This window comes from Mesorhizobium sp. M1078, from assembly GCF_040318615.1.
In the GTDB taxonomy this organism is placed as follows: domain Bacteria; phylum Pseudomonadota; class Alphaproteobacteria; order Rhizobiales; family Rhizobiaceae; genus Mesorhizobium.
In genome coordinates this window covers 219227-233484 of record NZ_JAMYMP010000005.1, presented here as the reverse complement: position 1 = coordinate 233484, position 14258 = coordinate 219227, and the positions used below count along the sequence as shown (strand labels likewise).

Sequence of the window (14258 nt, the reverse complement as noted above, 5' to 3'; positions counted from 1 at the left end):
CGGTTTTTTGCTGCAATGCGTCAAATTGGCCATGGCCGACGCAATTTTGGGCTTGTCAACGCGCCGCGCGTCGACAAGATAGCGCTCCCGCCGCCTGGGATGGCCGGCGAGCATAAAAAGCGCCTGTGAAGCGGCGATGACGGGAGCCACCATAGAATGATCGGACTCGTGCTTGTAACGCACGGTCAACTGGCCGCCGAGTTCCGCCATGCCGTGGAACATGTCGTGGGGCCACAAGACAATTTCGAAACCGTGGCAATCGGCGCCGATGACGATATGGAGCAGCGTCGGCGCGATATCGTCGACGCCGTCGGCCGCGTCGACACCGGGACCGGGGTCATCGTTCTGACCGATATGTTCGGCGGCACGCCTTCCAACCTCGCCATTTCGGTGATGGAATCCGGTCGCACCGAGGTCATCGCCGGCATGAACCTGCCGATGCTGATCAAGCTGTCGTCGATCCGCAAGGGCGACAACATGGCGACCGCGCTCGACGAGGCGCAGGCCGCGGGGCGCAAATACATCAATGTCGCAAGTCAGCTGCTGAGCAGCAAATGAACGCGCTGTCGCCCGGTGAGATCGTGCGCGAGTTCCCGATCGTCAACCAGCGCGGCCTGCATGCGCGCGCCTCGGCGAAGTTCGTCCAGGTCGCCAGCGGCTTCGACGCCACCGTCCATGTCGAGAAGGATGGTCTCAAGGTCGGCGGCACCTCGATCATGGGGCTGATGATGCTGGCGGCGAGCCCCGGTTATTCGATCCGCGTCACCGCCAGCGGCGCTGAAGCCGCAGCGGCGATGGACGCGCTGGAGCAGCTGGTCGCCTCGCGCTTCGGCGAAGAGTGCTGAAGTTTTTGCTTTGAACGCCGTTGTCCCAAAACCGCGGGATACTTTTGGGCGGCATGCATCCCCGTAAAACACATACGCGCATAAAGATTTCTTTATATCCCATTGTCGTCTTGGCGGCGATCTGCTAGTCAGGCCGGCATTCCGCGCCCTTCGACGCGCCGTGTGGCGCAGGCGCATTCTGAAGACAAATCACACCGGAGCACTGCCATGACAGGTAGCAAGGACTATGTGGTCGCCGACATCTCGCTTGCCGGCTGGGGCCGCAAGGAACTCGATATCGCCGAAACCGAAATGCCGGGCCTGATGGCCTGCCGCGAGGAATTCGGCGACAAGAAGCCGTTGAAAGGTGCGCGCATCACCGGCTCGCTGCACATGACCATCCAGACTGCGGTGCTGATCGAGACGCTGAAGGCGCTTGGCGCCGATATCCGCTGGGCCTCGTGCAACATCTTCTCGACCCAGGACCATGCGGCCGCAGCCATCGCCGAGGCCGGCATCCCGGTGTTCGCCGTCAAGGGCGAGTCGCTCGAGGAGTATTGGGACTACACCGACAGGATCTTCCAGTGGGCCGATGGCGGCCTCTCCAACATGATCCTCGACGATGGCGGCGACGCCACGATGTACATACTGATCGGCGCCCGCGCCGAGGCCGGCGAGGACGTGCTGTCCAACCCGCAGAGCGAGGAAGAGAAATACTTCTACGCCCAGGTCAAGAAGCGCCTGAAGGCCTCACCCGGCTTCTTCACCAAGCAGAAGGAAGCCATTCGCGGCGTCACCGAAGAGACGACGACGGGCGTCAACCGGCTCTACCAGCTGCAGAAGAAGGGCCTGCTGCCCTTCCCCGCGATCAACGTCAACGACTCGGTCACTAAGTCGAAGTTCGACAACAAATATGGCTGCAAGGAATCGCTGGTCGACGGCATCCGCCGCGGCACCGACACCATGATGGCCGGCAAGGTTGCGGTCGTCTGCGGCTATGGCGACGTCGGCAAGGGCTCGTCGGCTTCGCTCAAGGGCGCCGGCGCCCGCGTCAAGGTCACCGAAGTCGATCCGATCTGCGCGCTGCAAGCGGCGATGGACGGCTTTGAAGTCGTCACGCTGGAAGATGCCGCACCGACCGCCGACATCGTCATCACCACCACCGGCAACAAGGATGTCGTCACCCTCGACCACATGCGCTCGATGAAGGACATGGTGATTGTCGGCAATATCGGCCACTTCGACAATGAGATCCAGGTCGCGTCGCTGCGCAACCTGCAATGGACCAACGTCAAGCCGCAGGTCGACATGATAACCTTCCCGGACGGCAAGCGGATGATCCTGCTGTCCGAGGGGCGCCTGCTCAACCTCGGCAACGCGACCGGTCATCCGAGCTTCGTGATGTCGGCTTCGTTCACCAATCAGGTGCTGGCGCAGATCGAGCTCTACACCAAGCCCGGCCAGTACCAGAACCAGGTCTATGTGCTGCCCAAGCACCTCGACGAGAAGGTGGCGCGTCTGCATCTCGACAAGCTTGGAGCCCGCTTGACCGAACTTTCCGGCGAACAGGCCGCCTATATCGGCGTGACCCCGCAGGGTCCGTTCAAGCCGGAACACTACCGCTATTAGCCAAAGCGGCGTTTACCACTAGATATTGAAGCCGGGCGATTGACTTTTCGCCCGGCTTCTTTTTTGCGCGGATGATTCTTCACGCCGATTCCAGCACGCGCTATTGTGCTGATTCGTGGGCCGGGGACGAGGCCGGCGTACGCATCGAGAGCATGATTCGAACCGAAGGACCGCGTCAGCGAAAAGTGGGAAGCGGTTTTCGGAAAAGATCATGCCCTTTAGAAAAGAGTTAGGTCAGAAGGGCGTTTCCATCAAACGTGATCCTGATCTAGGCGGTCTTGCATTCAGGCGGCGAAGAGGACCAAGGCATGCCGGGGGAAAACCCGCCTCGCGCGGGATCGGCCGTTTCCGGCGGCCATGACGATTCCGATAGCAATGGCTCCGTCACGACAGGCGGTGGCCTGAAGAGGCGCGTTGGCGCCCGCACCGCCGGCTTTCTTGCCACCTCAGCTCTTGCCGGCCCGCTCACCTCGTTTGCCGCCCATGCCGAGCCGGCCATTGCGCAGAAGGCCGGACTGTCGGTCAGCGCGGTCGAAGTCATCCAGCTCGCCATGTTCGTCGGCGTCATGGGCGCGGCACTGGTCTCGGCCATCTTCCTGATCCGCGAAAGAGCCCGCACCTCGGCGCAGAATGTCGAACTCAGAGCCCGCATTGCCGACATCAATGCGGCGCTGCAGCGCTCCGAGGCGCTGCTCAATCTGCGTGACCAGCGCGTCATCGTCTGGGCGTCGGAGAACAAGAAGCCGGAGCTGATCGGCACGCTGCCGCTGGAAAGCGGTGCGCCGGACGACCGTGCAGCCTTCCTCGCCTTCGGCCGCTGGCTGATGCCGCGCTCGGCGGCGGCGCTCGAAAATGCCGTCGCTGGTCTGCGCGAGAAAGCGAAACCCTTTGATCTCGTGATCGAATCGCAGGCCGGGGCGCCGCTTGAAGTGCATGGCCGCAAGAGCGCCGCGCATGTGCTGGTGCGCTTCGTCTCGCTGTCGGAAACTCAGAGGAGCCAAGCCAGGCTGAAGATCGAGAACCAGCGGCTGGCCGCCGACTACGAGACCATGATCGGCCTGCTCGACGCCTTGCCGATGCCGGCCTGGCTGCGCGCCACCGACGGGCGGCTGAAATGGGTCAACCGTGCCTATGCCGGAGCGGTCGAGGCACCGAACGCCGAGACCGCGGTGCGCGAAGCCAAGGAATTCCTCGGCGCCCAGGCGCGCGAACAGATCGCCGCGCAGCACAAATCGCGCCCGATCTTCGAACAGACGCTGTCGACGGTGATCGAGGGCGACCGCCGGGTGTTCGCCGTCACCGACTTCGCCGGTGCCGACGGCTCGGCCGGTCTTGCCTGCGACACCAGCGCCACCGAAACCATTCGCGGCGAATATGAGCGCACGGTGCGCAGCCATGCCGACACGCTCGACCAGCTCAACACGGCGGTGGCGATCTTCGATGCCAACGAGAAGTTGCGCTTCTTCAACCAGGCGTTCCAGAAACTGTGGGGGCTGGACCCGGGCTTCCTGCACAGCGCGCCCGACAATGCGCTGCTGCTCGACCGGCTGCGCAGCGAAGGCAAGATCGCCGAGCAGCCGGAATGGCGGCGCTGGAAAGAAGGCCTGCTTGGCGCCTACCGCGCGGTGGAATCGCAAGAGCATTGGTGGCATCTGCCCGACGGCAAGACCATCCGCGTGGTGGCCAACCCGCAGCCGAAGGGCGGCGTGACCTGGGTGTTCGAGAACCTGACCGAGAAGATGGACCTCGAAAGCCGCTACCAGACGGCGGTGCGGGTCCAGGGCGAAACGCTCGACAATCTGGCCGAAGGCGTCGCGGTGTTCGGTCCCGATGGGCGGCTGCGCCTGTCGAACCCAGCCTTTGTCGCGCTGTGGGGACTGAGCCAGGATGTGATCAAGCCCAACGTCCATGTCTCGGCGATCCGCGATCTCAGCGACCAGCGCGCCGTAGACAGCCCGTGGGGCGGGTTCGTCGCCGCCATCACCGGTTTCGACGACGAGCGCCGCGACCGCCATGGCCAGACCGAACTGAAGAACGGCACAGTGCTCAGCTACGCCGTCATCCCGCTGCCCAACGGCCAGGTGATGATGACCTTTGTGGACGTCACCGACAGCGTCAATGTCGAGCGCGCGCTGAAGGACAAGAACGAAGCGCTGCAGAAATCCGACCAGCTGAAGAACGAGTTCGTGCAGCATGTCTCCTACGAGCTGCGCTCGCCGCTGACCAACATCATCGGCTTCACCGAGCTTCTGTCGCTGCCGGCGACCGGGCCGCTCAGCCCAAAGCAGCGCGAATATGTCGAGCATGTCGGCTCGTCATCCTCGGTGCTGCTCACCATCGTCAACGACATACTCGACCTCGCCACCGTCGACGCCGGCATCATGCAGCTCGACATTTCGGAAGTAAGCGTCGAGCGCACCATCGAGGCCGCGGCCGAACTGGTCGCCGACCGGCTGCAAGAGCATTCGATCAAGCTCCGGATCGACGCCGCTGCGGCGCCGAAGAGTTTTCACGGCGACGAGACCCGGGTTCGCCAGATCCTCTACAATCTGCTCAGCAACGCCGCCAATTACGCGCCGGAGGCGAGCACTATCACGCTTGCCTGCCGGCATTTGGAGCAAGGTGTGGAATTCTCCGTCCATGACAACGGCCCCGGCATGCCGCCGGACCTGCTCGATTCGGTGTTCCGCCGCTTCGAGCCGCGCACCAATGGCGGGCGCCGGCGCGGTGCGGGCTTAGGCCTGTCGATCGTCAAGAGCTTTGTCGAGCTGCACGGCGGCAGCGTGCGCATCGAGACCGGCAAGGACAAGGGCACCACCGTCATCTGCACCTTCCCCGATGCACCGTCGGGCATCCGCGCCGCGGCCGAGTAGCGCGCTCGATGACTGTTGTTGTGCTGGAGCGTTTTCTCGCAGACGAGGCTGCGACCGCAAGGCTCGGCGAAGACCTGGCCATGGCGCTGCGGCCGGGCGACGTGCTGGCGCTCAAGGGCGATCTCGGCGCCGGCAAGTCGACGCTGGCGCGGGCCCTGATCAGGGCGCTGGCCGATGATGCCGGCCTCGATGTGCCGAGCCCTACCTTCACCTTGGTGCAAAGCTACGACACGCGCATCCCCGTGCACCATTTCGATCTCTATCGCCTGTCCTCGGCCGGCGAGATGGACGAGCTGGGTTTCGACGAGGCGCTGCTGCAGGGCGCTGCCCTTGTCGAGTGGCCGGAACGGGCGGAGGCCGCTCTTCCGAGAACGTCGATCTGGATCGAACTCGTCCATCAGGACGAAGGACGATTGGCGAAACTATCGGGCCAAGGCGTTGCCTTCGAACGCGTGGCGCGATCGCTGGCGATGCGCGATTTCCTCAAAACGGCCGGTTGGGGCGACGCCGCGCGGCGCCATTTCGTCGGCGACGCCTCGGCGCGCTCTTACGAGATTGTTTCGCTCGCCGGCCTTGCGCCGCGCGTGCTGATGAATTCGCCAAGGCTGGTGCTGGGGCCGCCGGTGCGCGACGGCAAGCCCTATGCCGTGATCGCCCACACGGCGCAGTCGGTCACCGCTTTCGTCGCCATCGACAAGGCGCTGCTGGCGCAAGGTGTCAGTGTCCCAAAAATCCATGCCGAGGATCTCGAACGGGGCTTTCTGCTGCTGGAGCATCTGGGCTCGGAAGGTTTTCTCGACGACAATGATGAGCCGGTGGCCGAGCGCTACGCGGCAGCGGCCGAATTGCTGGCGATGATGCATGGGAAGACCTGGCCGCAGCGCATGGAGGCCTTGCCGGGCGTCTTCCACGAGGTGCCGCCCTTCGATCGCGCCGCCATGCTGATCGAAGCCGATCTCTTGGTCGATTGGTATGTGCCGATGGTGACCGGCAGCCCGGCAAGCGAGGCTTTACGCGCCGGCTATCACAGGGAATGGAACGCGGTTCTCGATCGGCTGGACACACAGGAATACACGCTGATGCTGCGCGACTTCCATTCGCCCAACATCATCTGGCGCGGTGACCGCAAAGGCCACGACCGGCTGGGCATCGTCGATGTCCAGGACGCGCTGATGGGTCCGGCGGCCTATGACGTTGCGTCGCTGGCCATGGATGCCCGCGTCACCGTTTCGCCCGATATCGAGCAGCGGACCGTGGACGCCTATGTCGCTGCGCGCCACGCCGCCGGCGGCTTCGATGAGGACGCCTTCCGCGCGGCCTATGCGATCATGGCGGCGCAGCGCAATTCGAAGATCCTCGGCATTTTCGTGCGGCTCGAAAAGCGCGACGGCAAGCCCTATTATCTCCGACACCTGCCGCGCATCCGCGATTATCTCAGGCGGGCGCTGGCGCACCCGGCGCTGGCTCAGTTGAAGGAGTTTTACATGGCACATGGCCTGCTGGAGGAACGGCTCCCGTGACCTTGACCACAGCGATGGTGCTGGCGGCTGGTCTTGGCAAGCGCATGCGGCCGATCACCGACACCATGCCGAAGCCGCTGGTGCGGATCGCCGGCAGGACCTTGCTCGACTGGGGGCTGGACAGTCTCGAAGCGGCCGGCGTCGAGAAAGCCATCGTCAACGTGCACTATCTGCCGGACCAGATCGTCGCCCATATCGCCCACAGGCGGGCGCCAAAGATCGTCATTTCCGACGAGCGCGACGCACTGCTGAATTCGGCGGGTGGCATCGTCAAGGCATTGCCGCTGCTGGGCAGCGACCCCTTCTACATCATCAACGCCGATACGTTCTGGATCGACAGCGGCCAGCCCAGCCTCGAGCGCCTTGCCCTTGCATGGGACGGCGCGAAAATGGATATTCTGCTGATGCTTACCGATCTCGACTCGGCCACCGGACACGGTGTCGGCACGGATTTCCTGATGGCGCCGGATGGCGGCCTGCGGCGCTCGAAAGGCGATCCGGCCGGGTTGATCTATGCCGGAGCGGCAATCGTCAATCCCGCCATCTTCAGGGATGCGCCGGCCGGGGCGCATTCGCTCAACACCTATTTCGACAAGGCAATCGCCTCTGGCCGTCTGTTCGGCATGCAGATGCGCGGAAGCTGGATCACCGTCGGCACTCCCGACGCCATTCCGCAGGCGGAAGCGGCCGCCGCCGAAGCTCTCGCGAAGGTGGTATGAGCGGCGCGCGCCGCGTTCTTTCGATCCCGCCCGGAGCGCCATTCCTGCCGACTCTGGCCGAGGCCTTGCTGGCCGGACGGCTGGTGCCCGGCTTCCGGTTCGACGGCGATCCGCTGGCGCTGGCTGATGTCACCATCTATGTGCCGACACGGCGCGCGGCCCGTGCGCTGCGCGGCGCCTTTGTCGACGCGCTTTCGGGACCGGGAGGGAGCCGCCGTTCGGCGATCCTGCCGGTCATCCGCCCGCTCGGAGAGTTCGACCAGGACGAAGCCGCCTTCGACGCCGGCACGCCGACCGAGCTTGAAATGGCGCCGCCGATCGCAGCCATCGAACGCCTGCTGCTGCTGGCGCCGCTGGTGCAGGCCTGGAAGCGCACCCTGCCGGCGCATGTCCTTGATATGTTCAACGAAGAGATTGTCGTGCCGGCCTCCGCCGCCGATGCGATCTGGCTGGCGCGCGACCTCGCCCGGCTCATGGACGAAATCGAAACCGAAGGCACGGACTGGACCAGGCTTGCCGATCTGGTCACCGGCAATCTTGCCGGTTGGTGGCTGGTGACGCTCGATTTCCTCCGTATCGTCACCGAGGCCTGGCCGAAATTGCTGGAGGAGCGCGACCGCTCCAACCCGGCCGCGCACCGCAATGCGCTGATCCGGCGCGAGGCGAAGCGGCTGGAACGCAACCCGCCCAAAGGCCCGGTGATCGCCGCCGGCTCGACGGGCTCTATTCCGGCCACGGCTGAACTGCTTGCCACGGTCGCCAGCCTGCCTAACGGCGCCGTGGTGCTGCCCGGGCTCGATGGGATGCTGGACGAACCGTCTTTTGCCGCGATTGCGGCGCCCGGTGCGCGGCCGGCACTGCTCGGCCACCCACAATACGGCATGGCCAAGCTGATCGGCAAGGTTGGCGTGCTGCGTGGCGATGTCGAGGAAGTGGTCGCCGCCGAGCCCGCACTGGTGCTCCGCGCGGCCCTTGTCGGCGAGGCGCTGCGTCCGGCCGAGACCACGGAACTATGGGCCGAGACCCGCATACGCTTCAACGCCCTGGATATCGCCGAGGCCTTCGCCGATGTGACGCTGGTCGAAGCCGCCAGCGAACGCGACGAGGCGGCGGCGATCGCCATCGCGCTGAAAACCGCCGTGGAACAGCCGGGGCACAGGGCAGCGCTCGTTACCGGCGACCGCGGGCTGGCGCGGCGCGTCTCGGCCGAGCTGTTGCGCTTCGGTGTGATCGCTGACGATTCCGGCGGCACGCCGCTCGCCAACACGCCTGCCGCCAGCCTGCTGCGGCTCACACTTCAAGCGGTATTCCGGCCCGGCGATCCCGTCGGCCTTTTGTCGCTGCTCAAGCATCCGCTGCTCGGGCTCGGACTTGAGCGCACCGGCGTGCGCCATGCCGCCGAGCTCATCGAACTCGTGGCGCTGCGCGGCGGCACCGGACGCCCCGACATCGCCGCCTTGCCAGCACTGTTCGAGGAGCGTCTCGCCGGGCTGAGCGGGGACAAGCGCCAGCCCTTCTGGTTTTCGCGCCTGAGCGTGCGCGGCATCGACGATGCCCGCGATATGCTGAGCCGGCTTGTGACGGCACTGGCGCCGCTGACCGCCTTTCGCGGTGAAGAGAATGCCGATCTTGTCGCGTTGACCAGAGCGAGCGTCGCCGCGCTGGAAAATCTCGGCCGCACGGCGGAGCGCAGCCTGGCTGAATTTTATGCCGGCGACGCCGGCGAGAAACTCGCCGAGCTGCTGCGCGGTGTGGTCGCGGCCTCGGCCTCGTTCGACTTCCCGGCCGACGAATGGCCTGATGTGATGGACGCGCTGGTAGCACCGGAAACGGTCAAGCCCGGGCAAGGCACCGACCGCAACATCGCCATTTGGGGGGCGCTGGAAGCGCGGCTGCAGAATGTCGACACGCTGGTCATTGGCGGGCTGAACGAGGGCGTGTGGCCACGCAAGCCGGAAAGCGATCGCTTCATGTCGCGGTTGATGAAGACCGGCATCGATCTCGAGCCGCCGGAGCGCCGTATCGGCCTTGCCGCCCACGACTTCCAGATGGCGATGGGGGCGAAAAAGGTGGTGCTGACGCGCTCCGCCCGAGCCGGCGACGCACCGGCGGTGCCGTCGCGCTGGCTGCAGCGCATCCTCACCTTCATCGGCAAGGATCCGGCGGCCGCATTGCGCGGGCGCGGCGACGAATTGCTTGCCTGGGCGCGCGCGCTCGATGCCGGCGAGCGGCAGCATTTCGCGCCGCGACCGCAGCCGAAACCGCCGCTGAGCATGCGGCCCACCCACTTCTCGGTGACCGAGATCGAGACGCTGCGCCGCGACCCCTATGCGGTCTATGCCAAGCGTATTCTGAGCCTTCTGCCGCTCGAGCCGGTGATCCGCGATCCCGGTGCGGCCGAGCGCGGCACGCTGTTTCATGACATCCTGCATCTGTTCTCGACAGAGGTGGCGGATCCCCGCGCGCCCGAAGCTCTGGAACGCCTCATCGCTGCCGGCCGGACCTGCTTCGCCGACATTGCCCTACCCGCCGATGTCGAGGCGGTGTGGTGGCCGCGCTTCGAAAAGCTCGCCGCCAACATCATCGAATGGGAGCGCGGCCGCGCCCCTGCCGTCGCCCGGCGGCATGCCGAGGAGCGCGCCGAAAAGACGGCTGTCGGCCGTACCGGTGTGACGCTGTCCGGCTATGCCGACCGCGTCGACCTTTTGGCCGGTGGCATGGCCGACATTCTCGATTACAAGACCGGCTCCTCGCCGTCCAAGGCGCAGGCGCACACGCTGCTGGCGCCACAGCTGGCGCTCGAAGGGGCGCTGCTCCGGCGCGGCGCCTTCAAGGGGCTTGGCGCGCGCGAACCCTCGCAGCTTGCATTCGTGCGGCTGAAGCCGAATGGCGAAGTGTTCGAGGAATCCATCCTCGACTACAACCGCCAGCCCCGGACCGCAGAAGACCTCGCCGAAGAGGCCTGGGCGCGGCTGGAAAAACTGCTCATTCACTATGCCGATCCGGCGACCGGCTATCTGTCGCGGGCGCTGCCGTTTCGCGAAGGCGAGAGCGATGGCGACTACGACCACCTGGCGCGCGTGCTCGAATGGTCGGCCGGCGGCGACAGCGATGACGAGGCGGGGGAGGCATGAAGAAAGCCTATCCCATTCCCGGCGAAACCGCCGCCAGCCAGACGCGCGCTTCCGACCCGAAGAACTCGGCCTGGGTGTCGGCCAATGCCGGATCCGGCAAGACGCATGTGCTGGCCCAGCGCGTCATCCGGCTGTTGCTCAACGGCACCGATCCGTCGAAGATCCTGTGCCTGACCTATACGCGGGCGGCCGCCGCCAACATGTCGAACCGCGTGTTCTCGACCCTGTCGGAATGGACGGCGCTCGGCGATGCCGAGCTTGCCACAAAGATTGAGGCGGTGGACGGCCGCCGACCCGACCGCGACACGATGCGGCGGGCGCGCCGGCTGTTTGCCGAAGCGCTGGAAACGCCGGGCGGGCTGAAGATCCAGACCATCCACGCCTTCTGCGAATCGGTGCTGCACCAGTTTCCGCTGGAGGCCAACATCCCGGCGCATTTCGAAATGCTCGATCCGCAGATGGAGGCCTCGCTGTTTGCTGGCGCCCGCCGCGACATGATTTCGGGCACGTCAGCCGGAGACGCCGGACTGGCCGAGGCCTTTGCCACCGTGCTGGAGCGCGGCGGAGAACACGGGCTCGATGCGCTGCTCGCCGAAATCGTGCGCAAGCGCGACGGGCTGCGCGGCTTCATCGATGCGGTCCGGCGCGACGGCGGCGGCTTTCAGGCCCTGTTCGACGAATTCCATTTTCGCCCCGGGCGGAGCGCCGAAGACATAGCGGCATCGGTATGGCCGCTGCCGGGTTTCCTGCCGGACTTCTTTGCAGTGTTCGCCAGTGCCGCCGAGGCCGCCGACGCCCGCACCGTGCTCAACAATCTCTTGCCCTATGCCCGGTTGGCCTTTGCCGAGACGGACCCGACCCGCCGGCTGCAGATGCTCGGCAAAGCCTTTCTCAAGGCCGATGGCGACCCCTATGATCCCTCAAAGTTGTTCAAGAAGGCGCTGCTCGGCCGGCTGCCCGACCTTCCCGAGCGCTATCTGGCGGCCGTCAAGTCGATAACAGACGTCTCCGACCGGCTGGCGCTGTTCCGGATGCTGGAAGGCACGGTCGCGGCGTTGACCATAGCCGACTGGCTGATCGTGCGGTACGAGCGCCTGAAGCGCAGCCGCGGCTTTCTCGATTTCAACGACCTCATCACCCGCACCGTCAACCTTCTGGCGCGGCCCGATGCCGGCCCCTGGGTGCAGTACAAGCTCGACCAGGGCATCGACCACATCCTGCTCGACGAGGCGCAGGACACCAGCCCCGACCAATGGGAGGTGGTGAAGCGGCTGGCGGAGGAGTTCTTTGCCGGCCACGGCCAGCGCGGCACGGCCAATCGCACGGTGTTTGCCGTCGGCGACGAAAAGCAGTCGATCTATTCCTTCCAGGGTGCCGCACCGGATTCCTTTGCCGACAGCCGGCTCTTGTTTTCCGGACGCGTGAACGCAGCCAATGCTTCGTTTGCCGACCTGAAACTGACCTGGTCGTTCCGTTCGACCGACGACGTGCTTGCCGCAGTCGACCGCGTCTTTGCCGATCCGGGCGTGCGGCGCGGCATCAGCCACGACCCCGATCCGCTCGACCACAAGGCGATCCGCAACGACGCGCCTGGCTATGTCGAGGTCTGGCCGTCGCTCGGCGCTGACGCCGTCGAGGAGCCCGACGACTGGACGTTGCCGGTCAATCATGCCAGCGCGCCGGCTGTGCGGGTGGCCGAGCACGTGGCTGCGACCATCCAGACCTGGCTCAAGGACCGCGAGATCATCGAGGGCAAGGGACGCAGGCTGAGGGCCGGCGACATTCTTGTGCTGGTGCGCAAGCGCGACCGCTTCGTCCATGCGCTGTCGCGCGCGCTGAAGGACCGCGATATTCCCGTCGCCGGCGCCGACCGGCTGAGCCTGCCCGGCCACATCGCGGTCAAGGACCTGATCGCACTCGGCCATTTCCTCATCCAGCCGCAGGATGACCTGTCGCTCGCCGCCGTGCTGCGCAGCCCGGTTTTCGACGTGTCGGAGGAGACGCTTTTTACGCTTGGCGCCGGACGGCCAGCCGGAACATCGCTGATCGCCTCACTACGCCAGCATGCTGGCGACAATACCGCGCTGACCGATGGCGTTGCCCGGCTCGACGGCTGGGCCAACGAGGCGGCGTTCCGGCCGGTGTTCGAATTCTACGCCGGGGTGCTGGCGCGCGACGGCCTGCGCAAGAAGATGATCGCCCGGCTCGGCCCGGAGGCCGGCGATATTCTCGACGAGTTCCTGAGCTTCTGTCTGGCCGAAGAACGCACCGGCTTGCCGGGGCTGGAGGCTTTCCTGGCGACGCTGGAAAACACCGGCCCGGAGATCAAGCGCGAGATGGACCAGACGCGCGACGAGGTCCGCGTCATGACCGTGCATGCCGCCAAGGGCCTGGAAGCGCCTGTTGTCTTCCTGGTCGATGGCGGTTCGGCGCCGTTCAGCGACCAGCATCTGCCGCGGCTCATGCCGTTCGACGCTTCGGGCCGCAATTTCGACGGCAAGGGCTATCTCTGGCGCTCAGCCGCCGATGTCGCCAACGGCTTCTCAAAGGCAGCCTCGGCCAGGGCGCGGGAGCTTGCCGACGACGAATACCGGCGGCTGCTCTATGTCGGCATGACACGCGCCGAGGACCGGTTGATCGTCTGCGGCTATCACGGCAAGCGTCAGCCCAGCACCGGCACCTGGCATTCGATCGTCAGCCGCGCGCTGACAGGTGCACCCGAAAGCACCGAGCGCCGCCACCCCGCCAGCAGCGAGCCGGTGCATCGTTTCGTCATGAGCAAGCTTCCGCCGGTGGCGCAGGCGGCAGCCGACGAGTCGCGGCTGCCACAACAGGTGCTGCCGCTGCCGGTGGGCTTGTTCCGGCCCTTGCCGCCTTATGAGGAGCTGCCGCGCCCGCTGTCGCCTTCCGGCGCGTCGGCGCTGATCGACGAGGGCAAGGAAGCTGTTGTCGATACCCGCTCGCCGGTGCTGGACAGCGAGGCGGAGCCGGGCTTTGCGGTGATGCGCGGGCTGGCGCTGCACAAATTGCTGCAGATGCTGCCCGGCTTCCCCGAGGACGAACAGCAAGCAGCGGCGTTGCGATATCTCAGCCGTGCCGGCGCCGACTGGCCGGAGGCCGAGCGCAACAAGGCGCTGGCTTCGGTGATGGCGATCCTCAGAGATTCGCGTTTTGCCGGGCTGTTTTCGCCGTCGTCCCGCGCCGAAGTTGCTGTGATGGGCAGCCTTGAGGTCAAGGGCAGACTGCGCTCGATCTCCGGCAAGATCGACCGGCTGGCGGTGACGCCCGGGCGCGTATCGATCGTCGACTACAAGACCAACCGGCCGGCGCCCGCAGGCCTGGCCCAGGTGCCGCCGGCCTATATCCTGCAGCTGGCGCTCTACCGCGCGCTGCTCCAGCCGCTTTACCCCGGCCGCGCGGTGACGGCAGCACTGCTGTTCACCGAGGCACCGAGGCTTATCGAACTGCCGGCGCAGGCGATGGATGACGCCCTTGCCCGACTCACGGGAGCGTGACACAAGTTCTGCTTGAAGAAGGGCTGCTCAACCACCACATTTGG

The 14258-nt window shown here is 65.7% G+C and carries 8 protein-coding genes; all 8 read left to right on the top strand.

Annotation, left to right across the window (positions count from 1 at the left end; genetic code table 11):
• The first annotated feature begins 156 nt into the window (after window positions 1–156).
• The 8 genes from NKH38_RS10265 to addA all read left to right on the top strand — a co-directional run bounded on the left by NKH38_RS10265 (window position 157) and on the right by addA (window position 14214).
• Window positions 157–558 carry a PTS sugar transporter subunit IIA gene (locus NKH38_RS10265; protein ID WP_023672304.1) on the top strand — a complete coding sequence of 134 codons (402 nt, stop codon included), beginning with the start codon at window positions 157–159 and terminating at the stop codon, window positions 556–558.
• On the top strand, window positions 555–845 hold the full coding sequence (locus tag NKH38_RS10260) for an HPr family phosphocarrier protein (protein ID WP_023672303.1): 291 nt from the start codon (window positions 555–557) through the stop codon (window positions 843–845). Before NKH38_RS10265 ends, NKH38_RS10260 begins: the two co-directional genes overlap by 4 nt.
• Window positions 846–1052: 207 nt before the next feature.
• Entirely contained in the window at window positions 1053–2453 is a 1401-nt protein-coding gene (ahcY, locus tag NKH38_RS10255; RefSeq protein ID WP_352759356.1) for an adenosylhomocysteinase, read from the top strand.
• Between the two features lie 308 nt (window positions 2454–2761).
• Window positions 2762–5326, top strand: coding sequence for a sensor histidine kinase (locus tag NKH38_RS10250; protein ID WP_023672300.1), 2565 nt, complete (start codon window positions 2762–2764; stop codon window positions 5324–5326).
• 8 nt (window positions 5327–5334) lie between these two features.
• Window positions 5335–6846, top strand: coding sequence for a tRNA (adenosine(37)-N6)-threonylcarbamoyltransferase complex ATPase subunit type 1 TsaE (gene tsaE, locus NKH38_RS10245; RefSeq protein WP_023752329.1), 1512 nt, complete (start codon window positions 5335–5337; stop codon window positions 6844–6846).
• A gap of 14 nt (window positions 6847–6860) precedes the next feature.
• The gene (locus NKH38_RS10240) at window positions 6861–7565 is read left to right on the top strand and encodes a nucleotidyltransferase family protein (protein WP_031197320.1); all 705 of its coding nucleotides are present in this window, start codon (window positions 6861–6863) and stop codon (window positions 7563–7565) included.
• On the top strand, window positions 7562–10699 hold the full coding sequence (addB, locus tag NKH38_RS10235; RefSeq protein ID WP_352463446.1) for a double-strand break repair protein AddB: 3138 nt from the start codon (window positions 7562–7564) through the stop codon (window positions 10697–10699). Before NKH38_RS10240 ends, addB begins: the two co-directional genes overlap by 4 nt.
• Window positions 10696–14214, top strand: a complete 3519-nt coding sequence (gene addA / locus NKH38_RS10230; protein WP_352759361.1) for a double-strand break repair helicase AddA — start codon at window positions 10696–10698, stop codon at window positions 14212–14214. The genes addB and addA overlap by 4 nt, the downstream gene beginning before the upstream one ends.
• The last annotated feature ends 44 nt before the right edge of the window (window positions 14215–14258 follow it).

Coding starts and splice junctions, on each gene's coding strand:
- NKH38_RS10265 (WP_023672304.1), top strand. CDS start 157: ATGATCGGACTCGTGCTTGTAACGCACGGTCAACTGGCCGCCGAGTTC.
- NKH38_RS10240 (WP_031197320.1), top strand. CDS start 6,861: ATGGTGCTGGCGGCTGGTCTTGGCAAGCGCATGCGGCCGATCACCGAC.
- NKH38_RS10260 (WP_023672303.1), top strand. CDS start 555: ATGAACGCGCTGTCGCCCGGTGAGATCGTGCGCGAGTTCCCGATCGTC.
- addB (WP_352463446.1), top strand. CDS start 7,562: ATGAGCGGCGCGCGCCGCGTTCTTTCGATCCCGCCCGGAGCGCCATTC.
- ahcY (WP_352759356.1), top strand. CDS start 1,053: ATGACAGGTAGCAAGGACTATGTGGTCGCCGACATCTCGCTTGCCGGC.
- addA (WP_352759361.1), top strand. CDS start 10,696: ATGAAGAAAGCCTATCCCATTCCCGGCGAAACCGCCGCCAGCCAGACG.
- NKH38_RS10250 (WP_023672300.1), top strand. CDS start 2,762: ATGCCGGGGGAAAACCCGCCTCGCGCGGGATCGGCCGTTTCCGGCGGC.
- tsaE (WP_023752329.1), top strand. CDS start 5,335: ATGACTGTTGTTGTGCTGGAGCGTTTTCTCGCAGACGAGGCTGCGACC.